We start from the raw sequence: 24,772 nt of genomic DNA on the forward strand, positions 1-24,772 counted from the left end.
GGCAGGAGCGAAGGTATGAAATCCGCATGAGCAAACAGATCGGTGACGATATCCGTGCCCTGCGCAAGGCGCGCGACATGACCCTGAAGCAGCTTGCGACCGCAATCGGCCGTTCCCTTGGTTGGCTTAGCCAGATCGAGCGCGGTCAGACCGTGCCTTCGGTGCGCGATCTGGCGCAGATTGCTGACACTCTGGGCATCAACATCAGCGTATTCTTCCGCTCTGCAAACCGCGCCGAGGCCGAGCGCGGCCTTGTCTTGCGCGCCGATGACCGCGTGCCTATTGGATCGACGGAAAGCGGCTTGACCGAAGAGTTGCTTTCGCCCTCGCTGTCAGGGTCGTTCGAGATGATCAAATCGGTTTTTGCCCCGCATTCCGACAGCGGCGGGCGCGTTCGGGCGCGTGACCGCGAAGATGGCGGGGTGTTGGTCAGCGGCAGGCTGTCTTTGACCATCGACGATCTGGAACTCAAACTGAATACGGGCGACAGCTTCCAATTCAACAATCGCGACTACGCGTGGTCAAACCCGCATTCCGACCCTGCGGTCGTGATCTGGATCATATCACCGCCTGTCTATTGACGCGCTGACCCCAAATCGCCTGGCCTGCTGCGCATCGCAAGCGGGCTATACGTCGCGCAACATATCCTGTCACGTCGGCAAGGCCGCAACTGACGCCTGACCGACACTTTGCACGCTGGCAAAGGGCAATGCGCAGGTTCGTCACGCGTGGCTGGGAAGAAGACTTCCGGTAGAGGGCCCCGCATTCAAGCGCAACGAACGAAGAAGTCGACAGGGGAACATGGCTGATCTGCCAGATCTTGGCCGTGTCTTTCGTTGCACGAGGCTGCGGTCTCAGGCCAGATTGCGCAGAATGTCCGCAAGCTTGCCGAACAATGTGTGAATCTCGTCCTCGGTGATGATGAAGGGTGGCGACAGCGCGATGATGTCGCCTGTAACGCGGATCATGAGGCCTTTTTCCCATGCGAGCTTCATCGCTTCGGCCCCCCGCGCCCCAGGCGCACCTGGCCGCGGTGAAAGTTCGATCCCGGCAACAAGGCCAAGATTGCGCAGGTCGATCACGTTGGGCAGCCCCTTCAGGCTATGCACCGCCTCTTCCCATAGCGGAGAGAGGGTCGCCACACGCGCGAACATGTCGTTTTGGCGATAGGACTTCAGCGTTGCCAAAGCAGCGGCGACCGCCATTGGGTGCGCTGAATACGTATATCCATGGAAAAGCTCGATGGGAACTGTCGCATGTTCCATCGCTGACTTGTAGATCGTTTCATCAACGATCACCGCGCCCATCGGAATGACGCCATTGGTCAGTCCCTTCGCAGTGGTGATGATGTCGGGTTTCACGTTGAAATATTCCGCCGCGCTCGCAGTTCCAAGGCGTCCATAGGCGGTGATAACCTCATCAAAGATAAGCAGGATGCCGTAGCGATCACAGATCTCGCGCAAGCGCTTGAGATACCCGACTGGGGGCATCAGTACACCGGTAGAGCCCGCCATCGGTTCGACGATGACCGCGGCAATAGTGGACGGATCGTGCAATTCGGCAATCCGGATCAGGTCGTCAGCCAGTTCCGCGCCATGCTCTGGGCAACCACGCGAAAACGCGTTGCGCGCAAGGTCATGAGTGTGGCGCATGTGATCGACGCCGGTCAGCATGGTCCCGAAATGCTTGCGGTTGTTGACGATCCCACCAACCGAAATGCCGCCAAAACCGGTGCCGTGATAGCCCCGTTCACGCCCGATCAGGCGCGTCCTTGCGACATCGCCGCGGACACGGTGGTAGTGCAGCGCGATTTTCAGCGCCGTATCCACAGATTCCGACCCCGAGTTCGTGAAGAACACATGGTCGAGCCCTGTCGGGAATAAGTTAGCCAACTGTGCCGCCAGTTCGAAAGCCTGCGGTGTGGCAAAGTTAAAGTGCGGCGCATAGTCAAGCGTGGCAATTTGGCGTTGCACCGCCTCTACGATCAGGGGGTCATTATGGCCGGCGTTCACGCACCACAGGCCCGCAGTCGCATCCATCACCTGCCGTCCGTCATGGCTGGTATAATACATCCCGTTCGCGGCCGTGATCAGCCGAGGGTCTTTTGCGAAATCCCGGTTTGCGGTGAACGGCATCCAGAAACTGGAAAAGTCATTCGGGGTGGCGACGCGGTTCATCTGACTGTCCTCTCTCCCATGGATGACTTCGGTTCCTAGCATGCTTCCATAATCGATCAATCCTGATTTGATCGACACAACTTCCTTGCTGAAAACGTTGAAATAAGTTATCAATTGCTTTCGATAGAAAGCGGTAAATCACATCGTGAACGCTACATCTTCGCATGATGCCATGGTCGCGCGCCGCCTCAGGGTCGTTCGGCAATCCAAGGGATTGTCACAGCGCGAGCTCGCGCGGCGAACCGGGGTCGGCAGCGGAACGATCAGCCAGATCGAGTCCATGGCCACCCAGCCCTCGGTCTCGGTACTCAAGAAGATACTGGATGGTATCCCGATGGACCTTGCCACGTTCTTTACCTTCGAATTATCCACGGTTGAAACGCCTGTGTTTCGGAAGGGCGAATTGATCGACATCGGTGCCCCGGGTTTGAAGTACCTGCTTGTGGCCGCATCGCGTTCAAACCGAAAGCTCCAGATGCTCCACGAATTCTATCAGCCGGGACGCGACTCCGGGCGTAGAGTCCTGAGCCATGAGGGCGAGGAATGCGCAATTGTGATCGCAGGGAAGCTGGAGCTGACGGTTGGTGACGAGACGTTCTTGCTGGAAAAGGGTGACGCGTATTATTTCAGCAGCAAGACGCCACACAGATTCCGAAATCCGGGTCCGGATGTCTGCGAGATTGTCAGTGCATGCACGCCGCCTACGTTCTGAGCTTTCCAAGTTCTGGATCCCTCGATTTGGCGGTGCGATCCATTCTTGGAAGCGGAAGGAATTTCTATGCAGGTAGGTCAAGCTATCCGGTAGCTTAAAGCCTGACGCGCCAGCGCAACGTTTTCGGCGGCACAGATTTTGCGAATCCTGCTCCCTTTACACTTGAGTCGACCTAGCGCGGGACAGCGACTGGCCGCTTTCGTCGAATGCTGCAGCTGCAATGCGGTAAGGTCACAGGCGGCTGTCCGCCCTGTGCGAATTCGAGGGCAGCATCGACGTGCCCGGCCCAGAGCCGTCGTACGACCTATCCAGTTCGCCGCAGTGCTCCTTCCCCAGACCGGCCATTCATACTGGACGCATCGCGCTGCAGAGGATCTCAGTTATTGCGCATCGCTATGCGCGCGTGCGGCGTTCAGGTACTCATCGACACATTTGGCCTCAATATCGTGCTCCGTATCGATGCGGATATGTCGCCTGAACTTCCCTTTCCCCGCCAGAACGCCATGCGGATCAGGCAACTGCCGCCCCACGCTGAATTCAAGCGTAACATGGTTCCGATAGGCGAAAACGCCGCAGAACCCCGTGCGCGATGCAAAGAGGATGCCGCCGTATTTGACCTCTTCGGTGATTTGGGGGCCGGAGGCCAGCGCTATGTCGCGAAGACGTGCCACGATGGGGAAGAGATACCGTATTGGGGCTCGGCACGAATCACGGCCGTTGTGAATTGAAATCCGAGGTTGATTGATGTGTCGTTGCCCTTGGCACGCTGGGCTGCGTGTCAACGGGGTCGTGCTGTGAAGCGCGCCCCAAGATATCCAATACGAAAGGGCAACGACATGGATTTGTATATCGGTTTAGACGTCTCCCTTGCAAGCACCGCGATTTGCGTGGTGTCCGCGCAGGGCAAGGTGGTGAAAGAAACGGCCGCGCCGAGCGAACCCGAAGATCTGGTGAGGGTCTTGCGTGGCCTGCCCGGGCGCGTCGTTGGGGTAGGGCTTGAAGCTGGGCCATTGTCGCAATGGCTGTATCAGCATTTGACCGAGGCTGGCTTTGCCACCGTTTTGATGGAAACTCGGCAGGTGAAGGGTGCGCTGAAGGCGATGCCGATCAAAACAGACCGGCGCGACGCCGAAGGGATTGCGCGGCTCTTGCAGATGGGGTGGTTCCGATCGGTTCATTGCAAATCCCTGTCGGCACAGGAAATGCGCGCGCTGCTGTCTTCGCGCAAGGCAATCCAGCAAGCGACCCTCTCGCTTGAGCTGTCGATCCGTGGAGTGCTGCGCAACTTCGGACTGAAGATGGGACAGGTGGCCAAGGGGCGGTTTGAACAGCGGGTGCTGGAGCTGGCCGAGGGCAATCCTATGCTGGAAGCTGCCGCGACCCCGATCCTGAGTGCGCGCCGTGCCCTGCGTCAGGAGCTGGCAGGGATGGAGAAGTTGCTGCGTGATCATGCCAAATCTGATCGCGTCTGCCGTCAGTTGATGACCATGCCAGGCGTTGGTTACCGCGTGGCTCTGACGGTCAAGGCAGCGATAGATGACCCTGAACGATTTCGATCCTCCAGAGACGTTGGTCCCTGGGTTGGCCTGACGCCACGCCGCGAGCAATCCGGTGAACGCGATATCATTGGCGAGATCTCACGGGCGGGCGATGCGGGGTTGCGCACGGCGCTTTATCAAGCGGCAACGGTGATGTTGCATAGCGGGCGCCCCAATTGGCTGAGCGCCTGGGCATGGAATGTCGCCAAACGGCGCGGAAAGAAGCGCGCGACAGTTGCGCTGGCGCGTCGGATCGGGGTGGTTCTGCACCGCATGTGGCGAGACAACGCTGAATTTCGCTACACCCGCTCTGATGCCGTGGCGGCCACCACAGCATAGGCTGTGAAAAACCGCACCCCCGGTCACATCAGAGTTCTGAAGCAAAAGGAGAGATAGGCCACGTCTGACGGCGATGGCTCACCGAGGTCCCCAAGCCGGGACGCGGTCCCCGATGATGCCGACAATGGGCTAGTCACCAGATAACCATCTGAGTGCGCCGAAGAGATAGGCACGCGGGAACCGTTCTTGGACTGGGTATAATGTGGCAGCCACAGCGCTGACTACGGATGGAAGCACATTCCGGTGCGGGATATTTCGGTGATGCTGATGCGCGCAAAACACGGCCAAACACACAGCTTCTTCAAACTACAGGGGCGCCGCGGCTCCTATCCCCGGGGCGTTCACCGCTGCGATAGATGGATGTCTTCGCGCTGAACGCCCCTCGCCGTGGTTCTCCTGCAATGATCCTGATCTCCCGGATCGGCCAATCGATGACACCCTCGCAGCCAACAGCTCAGCCGGGGGCGAGGCTTTTGTTGAAAATATCTCTTGATATCACCCGCCCCAATATGGAAGCCCGCCGCGATGCTGACGCAGATCCTCAAGCAGTCCCTCAACCGCGCTCATTGCGCTGCTCCGGTCAAATAAGCCGCCCGGAACTCCGGCGCGGGTTCGCGGTCGGAATAGATATACAGCGTGACGCCATTCGGATCGCGCAGGGCAAAGCCCCGGTCGCCCCAGGGGTGGTCTTCGGGCGGGGCATCAGGCGTCACGCCGGAGACCCGCAGTTCCTTATAGGTCGCATCCACATCAGCCACGCAGAAATTATAGGTCAGGCCCGTGGTGGCGCAGGTTGGCTGATCCGCCTGTGGCTCCATGAATTGCACAGAAAGGCCGGGGCCGAACTCCAGGCTGATGAACCAGCCGCAATCAAAGGCCAGTCTGGCCCCCAGATGTCTGACGTAGAAATCGCGCGACGCGGCGACATGCGGTGTGATGATGGCGGGGGAGGCAGTGGTGGGGCGCATGAGGGCATCTTTCCGTCAGTTGGGCTTGGTCATGTCAGAGCAAAGCTCGACAAGGCAGCCGTTCAGGTCGCGGACATAGCCGACGATCTGGTTCCACGGTTTGGCTTGCGGGGGCGAAAGCGGCAGCGCGCCTGCCGCAACCGCACGCTCCCATGCCGATTGCGGATCATCGCATATCAGGGCGATCTCAACAGCCTGCGCCGGATCACCCCTGCGCTGCGGGCGAATGGCCAGCCCATTCATTTCGGCCATCTCCTCGCCTGCAAAGGCGAGGGTGACGGCCCCCGTTTCCAGCTCCGCATAAAGGCTGCTCTCATGCACGAACCGCAGCGTCATGCCGAAGGCGGCCTCATAGAAAGCAACAGTTTCCCTTACATCGGGGACATAGAGAATGGTGTAGCCGAACCTGACAGTCATGTGGGCGTCCTTTGTGGTTTAGTCCGACAATGACAGCACCGCCGTTCCCGGTCTTGTAAAAACCGGACACTATTCCCTGAGTGTAACCAGCGTCACGTCTGCCAGTCTGGCAGGCGAAAGCCCACCAAAGCGCCGCAACGCGTGGGTCATATGGGCCTGATCCGCATATCCGGCCTCAAGCGCCGCCTCGGAAGGGCGCAGCCGATGGTCACGCAACAGGCGCATGGCCCGGTGAAACTGCAGGATCCGGGCATAGGATTTGGGTGGCAAGCCGGTCGCGTCCAGCACGATGCGCTGCACTGTGCGCGCGCTCAGGCCATGCAGCTGCGCGATATCCTGAACTGGCAAGCGGCCGCTCGAGGCATGGAATGCGCTCAGAATCCGGCGGGTTTGTCCCGGCAGCGGCGCATGATCCTGGCCGATGCGGCTGCGCACGAAGTCTATCAACCGATCAGGCAGCGCCTCGGGCCTGTCCGCCTCAATGCAGAGTGTTGCAAGCAAAGGGCAGGCGGAGATCGCGGCATCGTCAACCAGGGTTTTCTCCCGCAAGGCAACTGGCTTGAAACCCAGCACAGTTTGGAAGAACCCCGGCCGCAGGCGGATACCCGTAAATCCGATGCCCGGTTGGATGGGAACGTCATAATGCGCGGTCGTTGGGCCGGTCACCACCACAGAAATATTCTTGATCGGTCCCGGGCTGGCACAGAACCGCAGGATGATATCGCAGCGACCGTCCGGCAAAACGCGATACGTGCGGGCATGTCCGGCCAGTGATAGCCAAACAGCTTCGATCCCGAAGCGCGGATCTGCCCCGTCAGGAAGTTCGGCGTAGCTTGATGCGGGGCTCATGCGCCTCAACTCTCTCGCAAATGGTCGAGGAAAATCCGCACCGCGTCTTGCACGTGCCGGAAACGGTCCCCGCCAAGATGCTTGCCGCCGAACCATCGAGTGACCACGACAACATGATCGCGCAGTTCTTCGCGCTCCAGCATCCGCAAGATCACCATGCCTGCCCCGGCCTCGCCATCATCGCTCTTTATCGAGGCCTCCGCAGTCAACAAGGCCCAACTGTTATGGGTCGCCTTGGCGAATTTCTTCTTCCGGCAAAGCTCCTTGATGAAGGACTTTGCCTCCTCTTCGGATCCGCAGGGCCCGCCCGAGACCGCATATTTCGACCCACGGTCGCTGATGATGTTTTCGAGGACAAGCATAGGTCTGGCTTAGCCCCCGCGCCTCGCGGAGGCAAGGTAACGACGTCTTAAGGCGTTTCTTGACCTCAGTCCCGGTCGATCAACCGAAGCCCGCTGGAAACTGCGGCCCTTGGCTGTCGGCCGGGTAACCTTTCTTGCTGTGCTGCAGCTTTTGCATAACGGACGTTCACATTGGGCAAGGCGAAGCCGGCCGTGGGCTGCATGATGGAAGTCTTCGTGGTCGCACGCGATTTACCCCGTTTGCTCATGCCTCCTGCGGTTTTCGGGCAGCGATCGCCTGTCGCACTGCAGATCGACGCGATTTCGGCACGGGGACACTTAAGCCCTTGGTCAACACCAGCCTTCCGCCACCGGTTTCGGTTTTGTCGAACCCAATGACATGGTCCAGATTGACCCACCAAGACCGATGAACCTGCATTCCGGGAAAGTGGGCCAGATCCTGAGTTGCATCGCTCATCCGCATCAGGATCAGGCTGCTGCCTCGGGGTGTGATAACATCGATATAGTGATCCTGCGCTTGCACAGCGATGATATCCCGCCCCAGTTCCGCCGGAAGCCGCAAGAACAAGCCCGTCGATGACACGTGGCTGGGGGCGGGGACTCTGTTGTTCGCGGGCGCTACCAACATATGGACCAGCATGCTGATCCCGATCACCGTTGGTGCGACATAGGGGAAAAACCCCCATATCCCGGCCGGCGGCAGGCCCATTCCCGCAGCGATATTGCCAAGCGCCACCAGGCCCATCATTGGCAGCACCCCGACCGCCCCTGCAAATGCTCCAACCACCAAGCACGGCCAGTGCCTTGGCAAAAGAACGCCGCAGATGCGGTTGAGCGTCCACATCAGCAGCGCCGAAGCCATTCCCACCGCGCCCCAGTAAACAAGCCGCCCAACAAGGCCAAGCTTTTCCATCGTGTAGAAAGGGCCTGCCAGCGCGACAAGCAGGGTAACCCCGCCGATGACAGCCCAAAGCCTTGGCTCCAGCAAATCCCTGGCCGTTTCGCGAAGCGCGAAAAGGACATCGGCCTGTTTCACGTGATCGGTCAGGTGTTTCACGAAATTGCCCTTCAAACCTGAAATCCGGTCTTCTAACCACTGTCTATCAAAGCAAGATGTGAACAACAACAAAGGGAACCGGATGCAAAAGGCAATCGAGGCCAGGGGATTGACCAAACGGTTTGGCGCGGTGACAGCAGTAGAAAATCTGTCCTTGCAGTTGGGCGAGGGCGAGGCGATTGGCCTTTTGGGCACCAACGGTGCAGGCAAGACGACCGCGCTTGCGATGCTCATGGGGTTGCGGATGCCAGATGCCGGTGAGGTGCGGCTGTTCGGGCACCTCCCGGGCAGCGCCGCAGCACGGGAGGTGATGGGGGTCACGCCTCAGGCCACCGGGTTTCCTGATCAGTTGTCCCCACGCGAGGTTCTCGCCTATGCCAATGCCCGCCGCAAGAATTGCGCCAATCTGGACGATGTCATTACCGCATTCGCGCTTGGCCCTTTGATCAACCGACGTATGGCCGGGTTTTCCGGCGGGGAAGTGCGCCGCGTCGCGCTGGCGCTTGCCTTTCTGGGCAGGCCCGGATTGGTGTTTCTGGACGAGCCTACAGCCGGGCTGGATACGGGTGCTCAAGACGCGTTTCGCGTGATCGCCCGCGATTATGTGGCAAAGGGCGGCGCCTTGATCCTGACCTCGCATCACTGGGACGAAATCGAGGCGGTCTGCGACCGGATCACCATGATCGACCAAGGGCGAAAGGTGATGGAGGGCACACTGACCGACATCCGCGCCCGGATGCAGGCGCGCCAGATCGGCTTTACCCTGCCCGAAGGCGCCGCACCGCCTGACTGGATCCGGGCACGACCGCAAGGCATGGGCTGGCGCGTCGAGAGTGACGATAGCGACACCGACCTGCGCCGGATGGTCACCGAGAAAGTGCCGTTCTCTGGTCTGACGATCGAACCCCTTGCACTCAAAGACATCATCTCTCGTATTCGCAAGGAGGGCTGCATATGACCTTTCGTCAACTTTTCGCCGAACTCCGTGTGTCGTTTCTGATCCTCGCGCGCCAGCCGGGGTTCTGGGTGCCAACCGTGTTGTTCCCGGCCATGCTCTACAGCTTTTTCGGGGCCGGTTTGGCGGGCGCTGGCCCGGCGGCAGGCTATGCGATGGCCTCTTTCGCGGTTTATGCCGTGCTGGGGGTAGGGTTCTACCAGTTTGGTGTGACCGTGGCACAGGACCGCGCCGACCCCTTCATCCGCTGGCAAAGGCTGTTGCCAGGCTCGGCGCTTGCGCCATGGGTGGCGCGGGTGATCGTGGGTATGGGGTTTTCGGCGCTGGCCATGGCGCTGGTGTTGGCCTTGGGCAAGATGCTGGGCGGAGTCGTCTTGGCAGACAGCGCCGCCTGGTACCGCTTGACAGCAACGACACTGGCGGCCGCACTGCCCGCCACACTGATGGGCACGGCGCTGGGGTCGCTGGCCTCTTCACGGGCTGCGGTGCCCCTGGCGAACCTTGTCTTTTTGCCGCTTGCCTATCTTGGTGGCCTATGGATGCCACCGCAGCTTTTGCCGGAAGCTGTTGGTACGATCTCTGTCTGGACGCCCACCCGCGCAATGGCTGAACTGGCCTGGGCAGCGCTGGATGGTCGCGCGTTGCCGCAGCGCTACATGTTCCTTTTGGCGGGTTGGACAGCGTTTGCTGTTGCAATCACATGGTGGGCTCAGACAAGGCACCGCAAGACTGCCTCCGGGTGATGGTCAGGTCATGGGTGTCGATTATCAAGACAATGTCGGTCGACAAAGCGCTTTCGAACGACTGCGATCTTGCCCGGCATTGAAAGCCATGCTGCAAAGTCACAGGCGGCTGTCCGCCCCTCGCGTCGATCATGCTGATGAGCTCAGGTCTCTGGTTGAAGATACCCATGCGAGCTTTCAACCATAAGCGCGCATAAAGGACCAGCCTCAGTAGGCTGGTTCCCTGCCGCGCTACTCAATCAGATAGACGGGGCGCGCCAAGCATGCTTTTCGTGCTCCGAAGTCAAAGTCCGATTGGCGCCCCTGCTGGACATGAAAGGTAGAGTAGGATATCCCTGAGTATCCTAGGGTATCCTAGACTACTAAAGCCAATTTTACGGTAGGAATTCGTATCCAATATTGCTATGAAGAACCCATGTTCGCATACCGTCAGGCATCAACTCCCAGGAGGCCGCTATTCCAGTTATCTCATTCGCAACTTCAAAGGGTGGGGCCGGGAAAACCACATCGGCGATCATCCTTGGAACGGAGCTCGCAGAAGCAACGGATGTCATTCTCATCGATGGTGACCCCGCGAAACGCCTTACACGCTGGTCAACATTGGCGCCCCTTTCGCCACGCCTTCGGGTAATCACCAGTGGCGGCGAACGCGCCATTCAGGACGAGATCGCAGCTGCGCAAAAACAGGCCACCTTCGTCCTCATCGACCTAGAGGGCTCCGCCAGTCGTCTGACGTCCTTCGCGATCGCGGAATCTGATCTTGTGATCATTCCATCGGGCGAAGAGCAACAGGATGCCGACGCCGCCATCGACACGCTCGCCGAAATCGAAATGGAAGGCAGGGCGCGTCGACGATCAATTCCGGCTGCTATCCTGTTTGCCAGAACATCGGCCGCAGTAAAAAGTAAGCTGGAGAAGCACATTCATGGAGAACTCGCCAAGGCGGGCAGGGTGATGAAAACAGAACTTCACCGCCGCACGGCGTTTTCGTCGTTACACAATGCGGGCGGCGGTCTCCGGCAACTCGATCCGGCCGACGTAAACGGCATCGCCAAGGCAATCCTCAACGCCCAAGCCTATGCGTCCGAAATCATTGATTTGCTTGAAGAGGCCCGCAATGCCAAAACCGCTTGATATTGATCGTCTCAAGCAATTTGAGACTCCCCGCTCCGCAGTCCCGGTCACGGAGGCAGATCCCGTCGAAAGGGCTGGAGGCTCTGTAGAGCGCTGGCCAAGCCGTGAACCGGTCAGAGATGGCCAGATCAGTATCAAGGCCCCGCTCGATGTTATCGGCCGGTTTAAGCGCATGTGTAAGGATGATCGCCGCACCTATGCCGACATGCTCGGTATCCTCATGGATCGTTACGAGTCCAAGGGATGAGCACGCAGCGCGAACAACTCGATCTTTTCGTCGCAATAATAGGGGATATCCCCCTTCGTGATGACCGTGAGATGATGTCGGCGCCCATGGTCAGCCTAGCAAAACGAAGTCCCATGCGCCTGGATTGGGAAGGTCCCTCAGGACAAAAGGTAACGATCACCGCATCGGAGCAGACCGGTGGCATCGCCACCATTTACGACTTTGATATCTAGAGGTGGTCGCGGAAATTCGGACCAGTTGCTAAGCTCTGGCAACTGAAGAAGGACGAACAATCGATATGGCGAAACAGAAGCGTTACACGGCAGAATTCAAGGCGAAGGTTGCCTTGGAAGCGATCCGTGAAGAGTTGACGACGGCAGAGCTGTCGAAGAAATATGAAGTACATCCGACGATGATCAACGGCTGGAAACGCACGGCAATTGCCAAGATGGCGCAGTCGTTTGACGCCAAGCCGGTTGGTGAACCAGTGATTTCCGGCAAGGATGTAGAGAAGCTGCACGCCAAGATTGGCCAATTGGTAGTGGAACGGGATTTTTTGGCGGATGCCTCCAGGCTCATTCTCGGGACTGGAGGCAAAAAGCCGTGAAGAAAGATCATCCCAAACTGAGTGTCCGGCGGCAATTCACACTGCTGTCGCTCGCCCGATCGACGCTGTACTATCAGCCCTGCGGTGAAAGCGCGGAAAACCTGAAATTCATGAAGATCATCGACGAGCAATTCCTGAAAACGCCATGGTACGGCTCGCGGCAGATGGCGCGTCATATGCAAAGAGAGGGTCACAAATGCGGCCGCCATCGCGCAAGACGGCTGATGCGGCTCATGCGTTTGGTGCCGATCTATCAGGAACCCAAGACCAGTAAGAAAAACCCCGAACACAAGGTTTATCCATATCTTCTAAAAGATCTGCCCATCACGCGTCCCAACCAGGTGTGGTGTACGGACATTACCTATATCCGCATGCAGCGCGGGTTTTTGTATCTGGTCGCCATCATGGACTGGCACAGCCGCAAGGTGCTGAGCTGGCGGCTGTCCAATACTATGGATGCCGGGTTCTGCGTCGAGGCCTTGAAGGAGGCACTGGCCACCTATGGCCCGCCCGAAATTTTCAATTCGGACCAGGGCAGCCAGTTCACCAGCACCGATTTCACCGACGTTTTGAAAGACGCAAAGGTGAAGATTTCGATGGATGGGCGCGGCCGCTGGATCGACAACCGCATGATCGAACGACTGTGGCGGTCCTTGAAATACGAATGCGTCTTCTTGAACACCTTCGAAACTGGCCGGGAGGCGCGCCAGGGGATCGGCACCTGGATCGCTTATTACAATGAAGAACGCCCGCATTCATCCCACGGCCTGATGACCCCGGACGAAGTTTATGATAATCGCAAACCAAACATGAAACTTGCCGCGTGATAGGAAACCCATGCCAGAGCGCTGCGCGGCATAAAACTGGTCGAAAAACCAGGACCACCTCTCCTGTCAGTCATGGCGACCATGAGACAAGTGTTCTGGCGCGGCTCTGGAAGAGACGGGGCAGGGCGCATTGGATCAGGGAGCGATGGCTGTCAGGGTTCGGGGCGTAGCCTCAGCAGCCTGGCCCCGCTCGCGGGGCTTGCCACTGGCAGGTTTGAGCTTATCAGCGACATCCAGGGATGTCGCAGCGAGCTAAAGCCTTTCGCAGCTGCAGCATCGTTCCCGGCCCATTGCTGCCGGTCAGGACGACCACGATGCCTCGGCGCGGCCAACCCGAAGCAGTCAATCGTGCATCGCGCAGCATATTGTGTTACCAAATGTCGCAGATACGGGACGAAACTGTCTTTCGGCGACGGCTGCGCCGAGCGTAACAAAAGCTGCAATAGCTACGAAGGCAACATGCTGACAGATTGGCGCAGGATCGCCACACGCTACGACTGATGCCCAAAGGTATTTCTCTCAGCTGTCGCGCTCGCTGCAACCGTCCTCTTCTGGCTTTGAATATCAATGAGCCTGGAGCCTCAGCTTTTGTCTTCACGGGCTGGAAACACAAACTTCCGGGCCTCATGCCAATTTTCATCATCAAGGGAGTATTGTAGGATGTAGACTCCAGACTTTTCGAATTTTATTCCTTGGCGGCCAAAGACCCATACTCCAAGGCTTGGAGTTTCAAGGTCCTCTTCTGCTTCGTCATCGTCCATAGAGATTGAAGCCGCCATAGGCTCATTGCTGAAGTCTTCAGAAATTAATCTGAAATGTATCGTAGATACATTGCTGGCAAGCGCCTCAACATAAAAAAACAGTCGGTGTAATATCGTCTCTTTTTCAGCGTTCAAACTGGGGCCAACAGGTGCTACGCCAATCAAAATAGCTCTCCCGGACGCCTCTTGCCGAACATCCTCACACATCAAGGTTGACAAGACTTCAATGCTTGGCATTGCTTTTAGTTCCCATGTCGTCGAAAGAGCTGTGAAACTTCACTACAGTTTGCGCCGATCTAGCTTTTTGCATCACCCGCTGGCCTGCACGACGATAACTCTGCTGATACACGATACCTTCAAGACGTATCACTTTTGCCATTATGGCGGTGGCTACCTCTTCGTGATGGCTTAACACATATTCAACATAATCGTTTAATGACCGATCATCTCGTCTTGCTGAAAACGCAAGTTCCCTGTGCAGCTTCGGAGCTATTCTAACGTTGAATTGTCCTTTGAATGGCGTATCAGGTTCAACGCCTTGTTCAGCGCAATCGTCCAAATAGTCATCAACGGCTTCCTCAAAAGCAAGTTTGAGATCTGCCGGGTTTTGAGCTTCATAATTCACAAGATCGCGGATGTGCAGAAGCTTACCGAAAAGCAAATTTGCTTCCAGATCGACATCGACTGATCCAACGTAACCTTTGTATTTCAGGTTCATATTAGCCCCGCTTCGGTCAAAAGTTCGCATACTTGCTTCACGGCGTAATGCTTCATTACCGGACTAGGATGCGGACTATGTAGGTTGATCTTTGGCAACCCTTCACCAACAAACTTGACACGTGACCCACGACCTTGCTTCTCTTCATACCCTAACGCTCCAAGCAGTCGCCTGAGCTCTTGCCATTCATAATCTTTGGGCTGAGCCTTCAGCCGCTCTATCAGCTTGTTGCGCGCAGCCATCGCCCTCTCGCTGTAACTAAATTTGGTTCTAACGTCGATGTGTCAAGTTTACAACCCATTTCAATCGGTCACAAGTGAGCGAACAGCCAGCTTCTTCAAGGTGGCGAGCCTTGGCCAGAATGCGCATGTATCATGCAGGAAACCGATTGAGGCGAAGTTAACGGCACGAATCTCAACCCGATCTGAAGGCCCCGATTTGTGAAAGCCACTGTTGCCCCAGCCGTTACCCCAGCGACAAAAACGACGAAATCCGCTTCGCGGGATTGCTTTATCACCCTGTTTTCTTGAGTTTTTTGGCTCCGGAGGCTGAATGTCCGCTTCCACATGCTGGCAAGGTTGCGTTCGCATGTCCGGAAACCGCCCAATGTCTTTCCCACGTTCGCGACTCTGTCGGATGTGCTGCCGTCGCCTCCGGCCCGGTCGGTGACTTTTTTATCGCCGCGCCATGATCACCTCATGGCGTTCAAGATTTTCCGACACAGTCTCAAAGTCCTGAAGCAGCTCTTTGAACCGCACGTCCTTGTCAGGATCGTTCCCAGAGACGGAAAGACCGGCTTCCAGGAGTTCCAAGTTTCGACGAAGCCTTTCAATTTCGCGTTTCAAAATATCGGCAATGCGGTCGGTCATGTGTTTCCCCTAAAAGGGCCAAGGCATGGAGCTGATCCATGTTGCCACGGATTGCGCGACGCTGGTCAGGGCACCGATGACAGTTTGGGGATCGGCGAGGCCATATCCAATCAGGACCGCGCCTCCAGCGTCGATTCCGGCGTTGATACGATCACGTGCCCACCCGCCGACGGCCCGCAGCACCCGAACGAAAACGTTCTGCCCACGCTCGACAACCTCAAGCTCCGGCTCGGGTTTGGTGGCTTCGGCACGTAGCTCTTCGATGGCCGCCTGGACCTCTCGCCACTCCTCACGACTTACTGCCTCTTCGATGGCAAACTCGGGCGGAGGCTGGTTATGGCCAATTCCCGGCAGTATTTCAGGCGGACTGTGTTCTTCAACCAACGGCCGGATTAGCTGCTCTAAGGCTTCAATTCGCTGGAGAACGTCGGCCCGTGCTTCGGGTTCCGGCACGTTGGGAGTCGGGGCGATATCAAGATCCTCGTCAGCCTCGCCTTCTGGCGGGTCCTCATCGTAGTCACCAGGTTTAGGCCTTGGAGCCCAGTCGAATAGGCCATCCGCTTGAACCTTTTCCGCGGCCTTTCCGATTAACTCAAAGTCTACAACCTCACCAAACTCGGCCTCAATCTCTTCCGTCGCCTCGTGAGGTCCACCCCAAATCCAAATGTAACCACCCTCAGCGCTTTCGTATGGCGTTCGTTCTGCGGGGTCTTCGAAGTGCGCATGAAACCATTCGACCATCGCCTCAACGCGATCGGTCTTCTTCATTCGCCTAAACTGGGTCGCGGTGTAGCCGTCGAATGTTTCAGTTGCACCATACCGTCTTGCCATTGAAGCAGGCCCTTTCAAACTCCCGTTGGTTGTATCGGTAGCCGCTGCCTCTTGAAAAGGTCAGTTAGTGAATTTTTGTTGACGGACCGCGATTCCCTAACCGCCCACCAGAGGCAGAGGGGAACAGGCCGAAGGCTTGCACCAAGCAAGAACGAAACAGGTTCGCCGTGGTGGCCGGAACAGAAATCGAATGACCGCACTGCCCAAGTTCGGCGAGCGGAACGCCGCAACTGCATCGGTCCGCTTTCCGCCCCTTGCGTCGATCATGCCGCAAGCGCGAAGGATTTCTGCGCAGGTGCAGCGAATGCCAGCAAGGGTCCGCATAACTGCCTCTCGGCGCACATGGCAGTAGAGCGTGATTGAGTGCTTGGCCACAGCCAGAAGGGGACGCGACACGCGGCACGCTTGTGGAGTATATACTTTTGCGATATCCTATATATACTCAAGAGGATATACGCACATGCCGATTTTCATTCGCAACCCTGAAGTCGATACCTTGATTGGCAAGGTGATGGCAGCAACCGGCTCCAAAGACAAAACGGAGACCGTTCGGAAGGCACTGCTCTTGCAGCTTGAAGCCGTAAACGCGAAGGAAAGTCTGGCATCTCGGGTGGCCAAGGTCCAGCAGAAAGCCGCGCTCACGGGACTGCGGCCTGATGGCCGTGACGATAAAAACCTGATGGACGAACAGTTGGGCACCTGAGCATGTTCCTTGATGCAAGCGTGATCGTCGCCGTCCTCAAGAATGAGCCTGAAAGCCCTGCCTTGCTCAATGCCATGGAAGGCGCGCGCGGGAAGCTTCGGCACTCCGGCATCACCAGACTGGAAGCGTCGATGGCTCTGGCCCGAACCTATAAAGAGCAACGCGGCGACACGCACGCGACAGCGCAAGATTTCGAGACAGCCAGCCAGCTCGTAAGCGAGTTGCTGGAAGTGCTCGAGTCATATGAGGTTCACATAACAGGCAGCATCGCAGATGCAGCGATCCGCGCTTTGGCGCAATATGGTCACATGGTGGGCCACAAGGCGAAGCTGAAATTCGGTGATGCTTTGTCCTATGCTTGTGCCAAAGCCTATCACGCGCCGCTACTATACAAGGGTAAAGATTTCAAACATACAGACCTTTTGTGATAGGAGAACAGTTGATGCATGCAGTGGATATCCATGTTGGGCAGCGTATTCGCCAAAGACGTTGGATGCTTGGCATGACGCAAAAGCAGCTTGCGTCGACATCGGGTGTCAAGTTTCAGCAGATCCAGAAATATGAGACGGGCGCGAACCGGGTGTCAGCGTCGCGCCTGTGGGAATTCGCAGAGGAACTGCAAGTACCGATAAGCTATTTCTTCGAAGGGCTGGATGAAGCGGGAGCGCCCACCAATGAGTCCGATCTGAACAGCACCAAGGAAGCGGCTTCCTTGGTTCGTGTATTTTATTCTATTCCAGAAGCGCAGCGCAAACCTTTGCTCACGTTCGCCCAGTCGCTTGCCCAGCCACGCGACGCCGAATAGGAATAGACCTGCTCTGCGCAGCGTTTCCCGCGAAAGCGGCCCTGCGCGGGCAGCGCCCGTCCTGATCGGGGCAGGGGGCATGTCCTCCTGCGCCGATCAGGACATCAATCGACCACTTACGGCATCAGTGTGCCGTTCACCCAACCCAAGGGCCAGCGTAAAAACCTTCATCCTTCAAGGCTTCGGCTGCGGCGTCCCAAGCGCTCTCTTGAGGGTGCTGGACGGCAAAATAACGCTCACATGTGCCTTTGGTCGCGCCGTAGCTGTCGAGGTCTTCGGCAAGCTGGTCGGCCTGCTGCCTGGTCATATGTCTGGCGTCGGCTTCGGTGGTGCAATAGCGGCCAGGTCCGGCATAATAACCAAGCATTTTCAACGATGCGGTGCAGCGCTTTACAATCCATAGGGCAGGGGTGTCGGTCATGTCGTCTGTTCCTATCGGTGCGAAGGATGGCGGGCCTTTCGGCCCTGCCTTTCCTTCGTTCGGTGACTTGGCGGCTGCATCGATCAATAGATATAGCGCTGGCCAGTTTCGGTGAAGGTGTAGTCATTGGCGTGAAGCGTTTCGGCCACGGCGTCATCGGATGTCAGATAGTCATGCTCGGCTTCCAGCTGACGGTAAAGCCAGCGGGCCATCTCAGGGTCATTCTGCCCATATCGGGGAGTTTGTGACCGTGCATTACCCTTACCATCCGCTTTTTGGAAGGCGGGTGCGGTGCGAAGGCGTCGATCAGTCTCGGAACGGTGCGGTGGCGCGCGTTGAAGCCGCGCCGGGGCATGTCATCATGATTTCCACCTGGATGCTCGATCCGGTCGCCTGCGTGGGCATGGCGATTGGCGAGGCGCGCGTTTCGCTTAGCGCCCTTGCCGAACTCGCTGAGTTTCTCGCCACTCATCGCGGAAGTGTATGCTCCTCGACTGTAAGTTCAGTTCTGGAGATTCCCCCCGATGAAGCGATCGACATCAAATCCGCCCGAGAGTTCGCGCCAAATGATCATGGCGTTCGATTCCCACAAGATGCGCGGAATGAGCCCGCGGCAGCGCGAAGCAGCCCTGGCGGCGCTCGCAAACCTTCTGATGGAGGCGACCGAAGCAGCCGGGAAGGAGGAACCGCATGAACGCGCTTAGCCCTCTTCCGCCCGCACTCTTGAAGCGAAAGGCGGTCGTCTATGTTCGGCAGTCGACGCAGAGCCAAGTCTTGCACAATCTTGAAAGCCAGCGGAGTCAGTACGACCTGGTGAACACGGCCCGTCGGCATGGATTCCAGCATGTCGAGGTCATCGACGATGATCTCGGGCGCTCGGCCAGCGGCGCTGTTGCTCGCCCGGGCTTCGAGCGTCTCGTCGCCTGGCTCTGCGCTGGAGATGTAGGCGCAGTGCTTTGCCTCGACGCTTCGCGTCTCGCCCGAAACGGGCGTGACTGGCATCACTTGCTGGAACTCTGCGGTCTGGCCGATGCCCGGGTCATTGACCAGGACGGCGTCTACAATCCCTGCTCCCCCAATGACCGACTGTTGCTGGGCATGAAGGGAACGATCAGCGAGTTCGAGCTTGGCATCCTTCGGGCGCGCATGCTCGAGGCCGCCCGAGCAAAGGCAAAACGGGGAGAGCTGCGCATCAACGTCCCCATCGGCTATGTCTGGCACCGCGACGCAGGCCTTGGGTTCGATCCCGATCTGCGCGTGCAAGAGGCCATCCACCTGATCTTCAGCCGGTTCCGGGAACTGAAAAGCGGTCGCCAGGTTCTGCTGTCCTTGCTGGAGGACAAGCTCTTCTTTCCACGCCCATCAGAAGGGCGCTACATGACCTCATTTGATTGGACGCCAATTCGATACCGCAACGTCATCTCTGTGCTCAAGAACCCGTTCTATGCGGGGATCTATGCCTATGGGAAAAGCGGGCCGCGCGCCGAGATTGTTGACGGGCGAGCCCGCAAGTCCTACGGCCATGGCAAACCGATGGAGGAATGGGAGGTCTTCCTGAGGGATCACCATGAAGGCTACATCGGGTGGGAAGAATACGAACGCAATCTGGCCCACCTTGCGACCAATGCGCATGGTCGAAAAGGCGGCGTCAAGTCTGGGCGCGGCGGTCGCGCGCTGCTCTCCGGCTTGCTGTCATGCGCCCGGTGCGGATGCCGTCTCACGGTCACCTATCCCGGCCAGGCCCGGAACCCAGTCTACCGATGCGACTACATGAACACGATGCTTGGCCATGACCGATGTCTTCGTTTTGGCGGGTCGGGGGTCGACAAGGTGATTGCCGCAGAGATTCTTCGCGTGGTGCAGCCCGTTGCGGTAGAAGCAGCTAGGGAGGCAGAACGAATGCTGACAATGGCCAGCGAAGAACGACGGCGCGCTGCGGAACTCGACTTGCAGAAGGCGCAGTATGAGGCTGGGCTGGCCGAGCGCCGCTATGCGGCCTGCGATCCCGATAACCGGCTTATTGCCGCAACGCTTGAACGGAACTGGGAGGCGACCCTGCAGCGTCTCGAGGCGTGCAAAATGCGCGTTGACGTCGGTGAGGCCCCCATCGTCGCAGTGGAACCGCCCGACCTTGAGGGCTTGGCTGAAGACTTGGCGGCGGCCTGGAACGCGGCTGGCGTCAGCGCACGGACCCGCCAACGGCTGGTGCGCACGCTGATCAAAGACATTGTCGCGGACGTCGATGAGCAAAGTCGCGAGGTGATCCTGACCATCCACTGGCAAGGTGGTCAACACTCCCAGCTGCGCGTCAAGAAGCCCAAACCCGGTCAGCATGGCCGCGTGACTTCCGAAGATGCTTTGACCTTGATCCGATCCATGGCCGGGCGTTGGAGTGATAGTGACATTGCGGCGACGCTCAACCGAATGAGCCTGCGCACGGGGTGCGATCACAGTTGGACTGCGAAGCGTGTTTCCTCCACCCGGAAGAACAATGGCATACGAGCATACGCGTCAGCCGACAAACAGGGCGGGTGGCTGACGATGGCCGAAGCGGCAGACAAGCTGGGTGTGACACATCACGTCATCCGCTGGCTAATAAGGGAGAAAATCCTGCCGGCTGAACAGGTTATGCGGCACGCACCACATCAGATAAAAGTCGTCGACCTCAAAAGTGATGCGGTTGCAGATGCCCTGAAGCACCGAAATGCCCCGTGTCGCGATCCTCGACAAACCACACTTCCAATCATTACAAACACTTAGAATGAGGTGCATAATGAATCGTTGTCGGCCAGATCGCGCAGCACTTCCATGACGGTGTCCTCGGCGTCGTCGGTCATGGCCTGATATGTCGGGCTGTCGCGCGACACATCGATGTCCATGCAATATTCGTGGAAATAGTGACCGCGATGGCTGATCGCTGCGCGCAACTGGTAGAAATTGCGCTTCTGCACGTCCTGCAAACGGTCTGCGATGCTGTGCAGCGTCTTATCCTGCGGGGCATAGTCACGAATGTTCCGCGAGGCCCCTTTGGCATATGAGGCGATGCCTTCAAAGCAAGCCCCGTCCCCTTGGCTGGCAAAGCCACGAAACCAGACGCATGGCTCCTGCCGTGTGCGTCCGTTCATCAGTTTGATGTCGCGGGTTTTGAGGTCAACGCCAAGGATTTCGCAGATGCGGCCAAAATCATCATAGACACTGTCCCACCAGTCATAATCCATGCCACCAGCGCGCCACCAGTCGCGGGCTTTTTCCTTGGCGGCGTCTGACAATTCGGAAAACTGGTAAACAGTCATGCAAGCGAGTTCGGGCATAGTCTTTCATCCTCTCAAGCGATGGGCGGTTTGGGTTTGTCCCTGTTTGCGCCGATGGGCTGCGCCTCGGCCAATCTGATTTGCCGGATACGCATGTATTCGGCGGAACAGAGTGGGAGAGGGCGAAGCCCGACCCACGGGCCTGAGTGAGACTGTCACGGGGTCAGAACACCCACTGGCGCGGCCCGCAGACCGCAGGTCGAGGACACGGGTGGGTGATCTGACGACGCGCCTGCGCGGCGCTTGCCCCTTGACCGGCTCGATCAGGTCTGTTGGGCGGACAAGAAGGAAACCAAGAGTGTCAGCGCGGGCGGTGAGCGGGCCATAGGCCCGTCGATCCCCCGCGCTGTCCTTCGGATCACCTCAACCCGCGCAACCGCGCGCGGGTTTCACCAGCACAAAGACAAAAAAAAGGCCCCCCGACTGGCGGGGGGCAGGTGGTTTTCCATCGCTAGAGGAAAGGGGTTCAGCGCAAGTCTCTGGTGATGGTGCCTCGCGGTGTGATTGCTGAGAACACGGCCTGTTCGATCAGCTCTCCATCTGCTCTTCTTCGCGCTGCGCATCACTGCGAGGCTCACGCGGAGGGCGGCCGATAAAGTCACGCAACTCGTCAAGTTCGATGAAATTATCCGCCTGACGGCGCAATTCATCTGCAATCATGGGCGGCTGGCTGCGGATGGTGGACACCACTGACACCCGAACACCCTGTCGTTGTAAGCTTACAACCAAAGGCCGAAAAGCCCCGTCGCCAGAAAACAACACAGCATGATCCAGACGCGGCGCGAGTTCCATTGCATCCACAGCCAGCTCGATATCCATGTTGCCCTTGACCTTACGCCGGCCCATTAAATCCGTGTATTCTTTTGCGGTCTTGGTCACCAAGGAATATCCATTGTATTGCAGCCAATCTGTCAATGGGCGCACTGGTTGATGATCGTCGTTTTCCAGCAACGCGGTGTAATAGAAAGCGCGCAGCAGTTTGCCGCGACGCATGAATTCCTGACGCAAAAGCTTGTAGTCAATGTCGAAGCCTAGCGCTTTCCCTGCTGCGAAAAGGTTTGCGCCGTCAATAAACAACGCGAGGCGTTCGTCTTTATAAAACATGGTAATCCTTGAATGTTTTGGTGTGGCATGCTGTTGAGACGTTTAGATCGACCTCTTTTGCCAATTAATCAAGAGGTCTTTCACCCTAAGTCGCGTCTGCGCTCACCCAAGCCCCCTGCGCGGGCAGCGCCCGCCCTGATCTGCACATAAAAAGCCCCCGACTGGCGTGGGCAGGTGGTTTTCCATCGCTAGAGGAAAGGGGTTCAGCGCAAGGCTTTGGTGATAGTGCCTTGCGGTGTGATTGCTGTGAACTGGTCGGGCTGACGGTGCGAGACCTCGGCCCCGTCGCCTGAGATGACGATCTCGGCCAGATCCGTCCATTTGAAGACGGTGCCATCGGCCTCGACGATGGTTTTGTCGCTCTCGGTGTCATCGGCGCTGATGGATTTCACAGCACCATCATGCCCGATTTCAATGATGCGCCCTGCAACGCGGGCTTTGATGCTGTGATCTGTGATCACCAGCCCGTGCCAATAGTCACCGGCATCGCGGCGGATGACGATATGCTCGGGCCGGAATTTGATCTGGATATCGCGCGCGCCTTTGGCGTCCTCTATCAGAACGAATGTTTCCTGATCGGATTTTTCGCGATCCGTGATCCCTGCCTCGGCCCCCTTTGGCCCCCATAGATAAGGGATGCGCCGCTTGCGCTGGTTCTTGTCGCGGTAAAATGCGATCAGGAGTTTAGCAGATTTCCAGATCATGACAGTCTTCCTTTCGCGTCGGCACGTAGAGCGGCGCGATATCGAGCCAGACCGTGACAGTCTCGGGCTGGTAAAGCGGCATTCCGTAATGATTTTTATCATGCGGGGTGATGGCGACAATGTAGAAACCAGCGCCGCGCTTCGGGCAGGGGGTGATCTGGTAGGATTTTGTGCTGCCCTTGGGCCTGTAGGGCACGCTGGCATAGTTGGGAATTGTATCGGGGCTGGCCGCGACAAAGGGTGCGAAGACAGCGCGCAAGTTCGCGATGGCTTTGACAATGGCGCGGGCCTCGTGATCTGTGATCTCACGCCCTTCGATGCGGCAGAATGCGTCTTTCATGGCTGCAGCCTTTTTTCTCAAGGTGTGGGCATCCCCGCAATTTCGCGGGGATGCAAAGCGCTTACAGTCGGCCTTCCATCAACTTCGCAATCTGGCGCAAGTGATCGGGGTGGTTCTCGCCCCAAAACTCGGCCATGCCGCGCGCTGCTGGATGGTTGCGCGCCTCTTCTTCGGTCATGCTCAGTTCAGTGAGGCGATAGACGCGGCAAGGAAGGAAGACATCAACGCCACGCCCTGCGCCTGCGATCGCGTGCGAGAAGAACCAGAACCGCCCGCGCTTGGTGGCCCCTGTGTCCTCGATGCGCTCCATCATCTGCGGCGGGTTCAATCCGCCTGAATAGCTGGCCGTGCCTGTTGAAGTGACGTGAAAGCTGCCGCCTTCGGTTGTCTGCATCCCGTGTTTGGTCTTGTTGCAAAAGCGCTGCAAGCTGCCGTCGGTCATCTCGATGAAATCGCCAATGCGCGGGCCTGTCATCTGCTCGCGCGCGGCTTGGGTCGTGACAGCGATTGCCGTGTTGCGCGCGTCCAGATGGCGTTGTTGCATGGACCCTACGGTTTCTGTTAGGAGGCCGTTTCCCTGATCGATTGGATAGCGTTGATGCCGCATAAATTCAATGACGGCCGCCGGCACAAATTCGAGAAGAAGCGGTACCGCATTACGAACTGGGCTGACTATAACGAAAGCCTGCGTCGGCGGGGCGATGTAACAATTTGGCTAAGCCCCGAGGTTGAAGCTGCATGGCGTGCAGAGCGCCGCAAGACACGGGGTGGCCAGCCAGTTTATTCTGACCTGTCTATTGTGACCTGCCTGACACTTGGCATCGTTTACAACCAGCCGCTGCGCCAGACCGAAGGGTTTGTAGGCAGCCTGGTGAAGCTCATGGGGCTGGATTTGTTGGTGCCCGACTACTCGACCCTGTCACGTCGCGGGGCCGGTTTGATCTTGCCAATGAAAGCGCGCGCGTCGACGGATGGCCCTATCCACTTGGTGGTAGATAGCACGGGCCTGAAGATCTTTGGCGAAGGCGAGTGGCTGGAAAACAAGCACAAAACAAAGGCCAAACGCAAATCCTGGCGCAAGCTGCATCTTGGGCTGGACCTTGTCACCGGCGAAATTGCCTGCTCTGAACTGACCACCGATGATGTGGGTGATCCCACCGCCTTGCCAGAGCTTCTGGATCAGATTGACGGGGACGTGACACGCTTCATCGCCGACGGCGCCTATGACGGCGACCCGACCAGCGACTTGCTCGTGAAGCTGTTTGGGGTTGATGTCGAGATCACTATTCCGCCT

General features: G+C 57.9%; 32 protein-coding genes and 2 pseudogenes. 15 read left to right on the forward strand and 19 right to left on the reverse strand.

The window, feature by feature from the left end; all coding sequences use genetic code 11:
- The first annotated feature begins 26 nt into the window (after nt 1–26).
- The gene (locus tag BD293_RS21515; RefSeq protein ID WP_142085823.1) at nt 27–581 is read left to right on the forward strand and encodes a helix-turn-helix domain-containing protein; all 555 of its coding nucleotides are present in this window, start codon (nt 27–29) and stop codon (nt 579–581) included.
- Nucleotides 582–854: 273 nt separating this feature from the next.
- Here the strand turns inward: BD293_RS21515 and aptA are convergent, their stop codons facing one another.
- Complete coding sequence (gene aptA, locus BD293_RS21520) at nt 855–2,177, reverse strand: omega-aminotransferase AptA (protein ID WP_142085825.1); 1,323 nt, start codon at nt 2,175–2,177, stop codon at nt 855–857.
- Nucleotides 2,178–2,349: 172 nt separating this feature from the next.
- Here aptA and BD293_RS21525 point away from each other — a divergent pair, with 172 nt between their 5' ends.
- Nucleotides 2,350–2,889: a cupin domain-containing protein gene (locus BD293_RS21525; RefSeq protein ID WP_142085826.1), complete on the forward strand. Its 540-nt coding sequence runs from the start codon at nt 2,350–2,352 to the stop codon at nt 2,887–2,889.
- A 380-nt stretch (nt 2,890–3,269) separates the two neighbouring features.
- Here BD293_RS21525 and BD293_RS21530 read toward each other — a convergent pair whose 3' ends face one another.
- Nucleotides 3,270–3,560: a DUF1801 domain-containing protein gene (locus BD293_RS21530; RefSeq protein ID WP_211841113.1), complete on the reverse strand. Its 291-nt coding sequence runs from the start codon at nt 3,558–3,560 to the stop codon at nt 3,270–3,272.
- Nucleotides 3,561–3,725: 165 nt separating this feature from the next.
- Between BD293_RS21530 and BD293_RS21535 the strand changes: the two genes are divergently transcribed.
- Entirely contained in the window at nt 3,726–4,766 is a 1,041-nt protein-coding gene (locus tag BD293_RS21535) for an IS110 family RNA-guided transposase (protein ID WP_142079327.1), read from the forward strand.
- A gap of 563 nt (nt 4,767–5,329) precedes the next feature.
- On the opposite strand, the gene BD293_RS21540 is transcribed toward BD293_RS21535, so the two are convergent.
- The 5 genes from BD293_RS21540 to BD293_RS21560 all read right to left on the reverse strand — a co-directional run bounded on the left by BD293_RS21540 (nt 5,330) and on the right by BD293_RS21560 (nt 8,419).
- The gene (locus tag BD293_RS21540) at nt 5,330–5,734 is read right to left on the reverse strand and encodes a VOC family protein (protein WP_142085828.1); all 405 of its coding nucleotides are present in this window, start codon (nt 5,732–5,734) and stop codon (nt 5,330–5,332) included.
- 15 nt (nt 5,735–5,749) lie between these two features.
- A complete protein-coding gene (locus BD293_RS21545; RefSeq protein WP_142085830.1) occupies nt 5,750–6,151 on the reverse strand; it encodes a VOC family protein in 402 nt (133 codons plus the stop codon).
- Between the two features lie 69 nt (nt 6,152–6,220).
- Nucleotides 6,221–7,000, reverse strand: a complete 780-nt coding sequence (locus BD293_RS21550; protein ID WP_142085832.1) for a helix-turn-helix domain-containing protein — start codon at nt 6,998–7,000, stop codon at nt 6,221–6,223.
- Nucleotides 7,001–7,005: 5 nt separating this feature from the next.
- Nucleotides 7,006–7,362, reverse strand: coding sequence for a YigZ family protein (locus BD293_RS21555; protein ID WP_142085834.1), 357 nt, complete (start codon nt 7,360–7,362; stop codon nt 7,006–7,008).
- Between the two features lie 244 nt (nt 7,363–7,606).
- Nucleotides 7,607–8,419, reverse strand: a complete 813-nt coding sequence (locus BD293_RS21560) for a LytTR family DNA-binding domain-containing protein (RefSeq protein ID WP_142085836.1) — start codon at nt 8,417–8,419, stop codon at nt 7,607–7,609.
- 82 nt (nt 8,420–8,501) lie between these two features.
- Here BD293_RS21560 and BD293_RS21565 point away from each other — a divergent pair, with 82 nt between their 5' ends.
- The 7 genes and pseudogenes from BD293_RS21565 to BD293_RS21595 form a co-directional block, all read left to right on the forward strand.
- Nucleotides 8,502–9,377, forward strand: coding sequence for an ABC transporter ATP-binding protein (locus BD293_RS21565; protein WP_142085837.1), 876 nt, complete (start codon nt 8,502–8,504; stop codon nt 9,375–9,377).
- Entirely contained in the window at nt 9,374–10,117 is a 744-nt protein-coding gene (locus BD293_RS21570) for an ABC transporter permease (RefSeq protein ID WP_142085839.1), read from the forward strand. Before BD293_RS21565 ends, BD293_RS21570 begins: the two co-directional genes overlap by 4 nt.
- A 465-nt stretch (nt 10,118–10,582) precedes the next feature.
- Nucleotides 10,583–11,251 (forward strand): nucleotide-binding protein, encoded by a 669-nt coding sequence (locus BD293_RS21575; RefSeq protein WP_281286728.1) that lies wholly within the window; start codon nt 10,583–10,585, stop codon nt 11,249–11,251.
- Nucleotides 11,235–11,498, forward strand: coding sequence for a hypothetical protein (locus BD293_RS21580; protein WP_142085842.1), 264 nt, complete (start codon nt 11,235–11,237; stop codon nt 11,496–11,498). The genes BD293_RS21575 and BD293_RS21580 overlap by 17 nt, the downstream gene beginning before the upstream one ends.
- The gene (locus BD293_RS21585) at nt 11,495–11,710 is read left to right on the forward strand and encodes a replication initiation protein (protein WP_142085844.1); all 216 of its coding nucleotides are present in this window, start codon (nt 11,495–11,497) and stop codon (nt 11,708–11,710) included. Before BD293_RS21580 ends, BD293_RS21585 begins: the two co-directional genes overlap by 4 nt.
- A gap of 65 nt (nt 11,711–11,775) precedes the next feature.
- Nucleotides 11,776–12,911 (forward strand): IS3 family transposase gene (locus BD293_RS21590; protein ID WP_246086422.1). Its coding sequence is split into 2 segments (ribosomal slippage): nt 11,776–12,043 and nt 12,043–12,911, totalling 1,137 coding nucleotides; the frame shifts between segments, so codons are not numbered across the junction.
- Nucleotides 12,912–13,373: 462 nt separating this feature from the next.
- Nucleotides 13,374–13,472 (forward strand): annotated as a pseudogene (locus BD293_RS21595) (IS5/IS1182 family transposase); the annotation flags it as partial.
- A gap of 20 nt (nt 13,473–13,492) precedes the next feature.
- On the opposite strand, the gene BD293_RS21600 reads toward BD293_RS21595, so the two are convergent.
- The 5 genes from BD293_RS21600 to BD293_RS21620 form a co-directional block, all read right to left on the reverse strand.
- Entirely contained in the window at nt 13,493–13,909 is a 417-nt protein-coding gene (locus tag BD293_RS21600) for a hypothetical protein (protein ID WP_142085845.1), read from the reverse strand.
- Complete coding sequence (locus tag BD293_RS21605; RefSeq protein ID WP_142085847.1) at nt 13,896–14,390, reverse strand: type II toxin-antitoxin system HicB family antitoxin; 495 nt, start codon at nt 14,388–14,390, stop codon at nt 13,896–13,898. Before BD293_RS21605 ends, BD293_RS21600 begins: the two co-directional genes overlap by 14 nt.
- Nucleotides 14,387–14,632, reverse strand: coding sequence for a type II toxin-antitoxin system HicA family toxin (locus BD293_RS21610; protein WP_142085849.1), 246 nt, complete (start codon nt 14,630–14,632; stop codon nt 14,387–14,389). Before BD293_RS21610 ends, BD293_RS21605 begins: the two co-directional genes overlap by 4 nt.
- A 432-nt stretch (nt 14,633–15,064) precedes the next feature.
- The gene (locus tag BD293_RS21615; protein ID WP_142085851.1) at nt 15,065–15,259 is read right to left on the reverse strand and encodes a hypothetical protein; all 195 of its coding nucleotides are present in this window, start codon (nt 15,257–15,259) and stop codon (nt 15,065–15,067) included.
- A 9-nt stretch (nt 15,260–15,268) separates the two neighbouring features.
- Nucleotides 15,269–16,090: a hypothetical protein gene (locus BD293_RS21620; protein WP_142085853.1), complete on the reverse strand. Its 822-nt coding sequence runs from the start codon at nt 16,088–16,090 to the stop codon at nt 15,269–15,271.
- Nucleotides 16,091–16,550: 460 nt separating this feature from the next.
- Here BD293_RS21620 and BD293_RS21625 point away from each other — a divergent pair, with 460 nt between their 5' ends.
- The 3 genes from BD293_RS21625 to BD293_RS21635 are packed head-to-tail and all read left to right on the forward strand — an operon-like array spanning nt 16,551 to nt 17,598.
- Nucleotides 16,551–16,793 (forward strand): type II toxin-antitoxin system VapB family antitoxin, encoded by a 243-nt coding sequence (locus BD293_RS21625; protein ID WP_142085855.1) that lies wholly within the window; start codon nt 16,551–16,553, stop codon nt 16,791–16,793.
- Nucleotides 16,794–16,795: 2 nt separating this feature from the next.
- Nucleotides 16,796–17,221: a type II toxin-antitoxin system VapC family toxin gene (locus tag BD293_RS21630; RefSeq protein WP_142085857.1), complete on the forward strand. Its 426-nt coding sequence runs from the start codon at nt 16,796–16,798 to the stop codon at nt 17,219–17,221.
- Between the two features lie 11 nt (nt 17,222–17,232).
- Nucleotides 17,233–17,598 carry a helix-turn-helix domain-containing protein gene (locus BD293_RS21635; protein WP_142085859.1) on the forward strand — a complete coding sequence of 122 codons (366 nt, stop codon included), beginning with the start codon at nt 17,233–17,235 and terminating at the stop codon, nt 17,596–17,598.
- A gap of 136 nt (nt 17,599–17,734) precedes the next feature.
- Here the strand turns inward: BD293_RS21635 and BD293_RS21640 are convergent, their stop codons facing one another.
- Both BD293_RS21640 and BD293_RS23275 read right to left on the reverse strand, forming a co-directional pair.
- Nucleotides 17,735–18,019 carry a hypothetical protein gene (locus BD293_RS21640; RefSeq protein WP_142085861.1) on the reverse strand — a complete coding sequence of 95 codons (285 nt, stop codon included), beginning with the start codon at nt 18,017–18,019 and terminating at the stop codon, nt 17,735–17,737.
- 83 nt (nt 18,020–18,102) lie between these two features.
- Nucleotides 18,103–18,234 (reverse strand): annotated as a pseudogene (locus BD293_RS23275) (antitoxin of toxin-antitoxin stability system); the annotation flags it as partial.
- Between the two features lie 475 nt (nt 18,235–18,709).
- Here BD293_RS23275 and BD293_RS21650 point away from each other — a divergent pair.
- On the forward strand, nt 18,710–20,779 hold the full coding sequence (locus BD293_RS21650; RefSeq protein ID WP_142083515.1) for a recombinase family protein: 2,070 nt from the start codon (nt 18,710–18,712) through the stop codon (nt 20,777–20,779).
- On the opposite strand, the gene BD293_RS21655 is transcribed toward BD293_RS21650, so the two are convergent.
- The 5 genes from BD293_RS21655 to BD293_RS21675 all read right to left on the reverse strand — a co-directional run bounded on the left by BD293_RS21655 (nt 20,776) and on the right by BD293_RS21675 (nt 24,022).
- Nucleotides 20,776–21,330 (reverse strand): antitoxin of toxin-antitoxin stability system, encoded by a 555-nt coding sequence (locus BD293_RS21655; protein ID WP_142085863.1) that lies wholly within the window; start codon nt 21,328–21,330, stop codon nt 20,776–20,778. The two genes, BD293_RS21650 and BD293_RS21655, sit on opposite strands and share 4 nt — an antisense overlap.
- 528 nt (nt 21,331–21,858) lie before the next feature.
- Nucleotides 21,859–22,434: a LabA-like NYN domain-containing protein gene (locus BD293_RS21660; RefSeq protein WP_142085865.1), complete on the reverse strand. Its 576-nt coding sequence runs from the start codon at nt 22,432–22,434 to the stop codon at nt 21,859–21,861.
- A 203-nt stretch (nt 22,435–22,637) separates the two neighbouring features.
- A complete protein-coding gene (locus tag BD293_RS21665) occupies nt 22,638–23,138 on the reverse strand; it encodes a hypothetical protein (RefSeq protein ID WP_142085803.1) in 501 nt (166 codons plus the stop codon).
- The gene (locus BD293_RS21670; RefSeq protein WP_142085801.1) at nt 23,119–23,478 is read right to left on the reverse strand and encodes a hypothetical protein; all 360 of its coding nucleotides are present in this window, start codon (nt 23,476–23,478) and stop codon (nt 23,119–23,121) included. The genes BD293_RS21665 and BD293_RS21670 overlap by 20 nt, the downstream gene beginning before the upstream one ends.
- Before the next feature lie 61 nt (nt 23,479–23,539).
- Nucleotides 23,540–24,022 (reverse strand): hypothetical protein, encoded by a 483-nt coding sequence (locus BD293_RS21675; RefSeq protein WP_142085867.1) that lies wholly within the window; start codon nt 24,020–24,022, stop codon nt 23,540–23,542.
- A gap of 54 nt (nt 24,023–24,076) precedes the next feature.
- Between BD293_RS21675 and BD293_RS21680 the strand changes: the two genes are divergently transcribed.
- Nucleotides 24,077–24,772 (forward strand): IS5 family transposase (locus BD293_RS21680; protein ID WP_142085869.1); only part of this gene is annotated, 696 nt, incomplete at its 3' end.

The sequence above is a fragment of the Roseinatronobacter monicus genome (genome assembly GCF_006716865.1).
Lineage (GTDB): Bacteria > Pseudomonadota > Alphaproteobacteria > Rhodobacterales > Rhodobacteraceae > Roseinatronobacter > Roseinatronobacter monicus.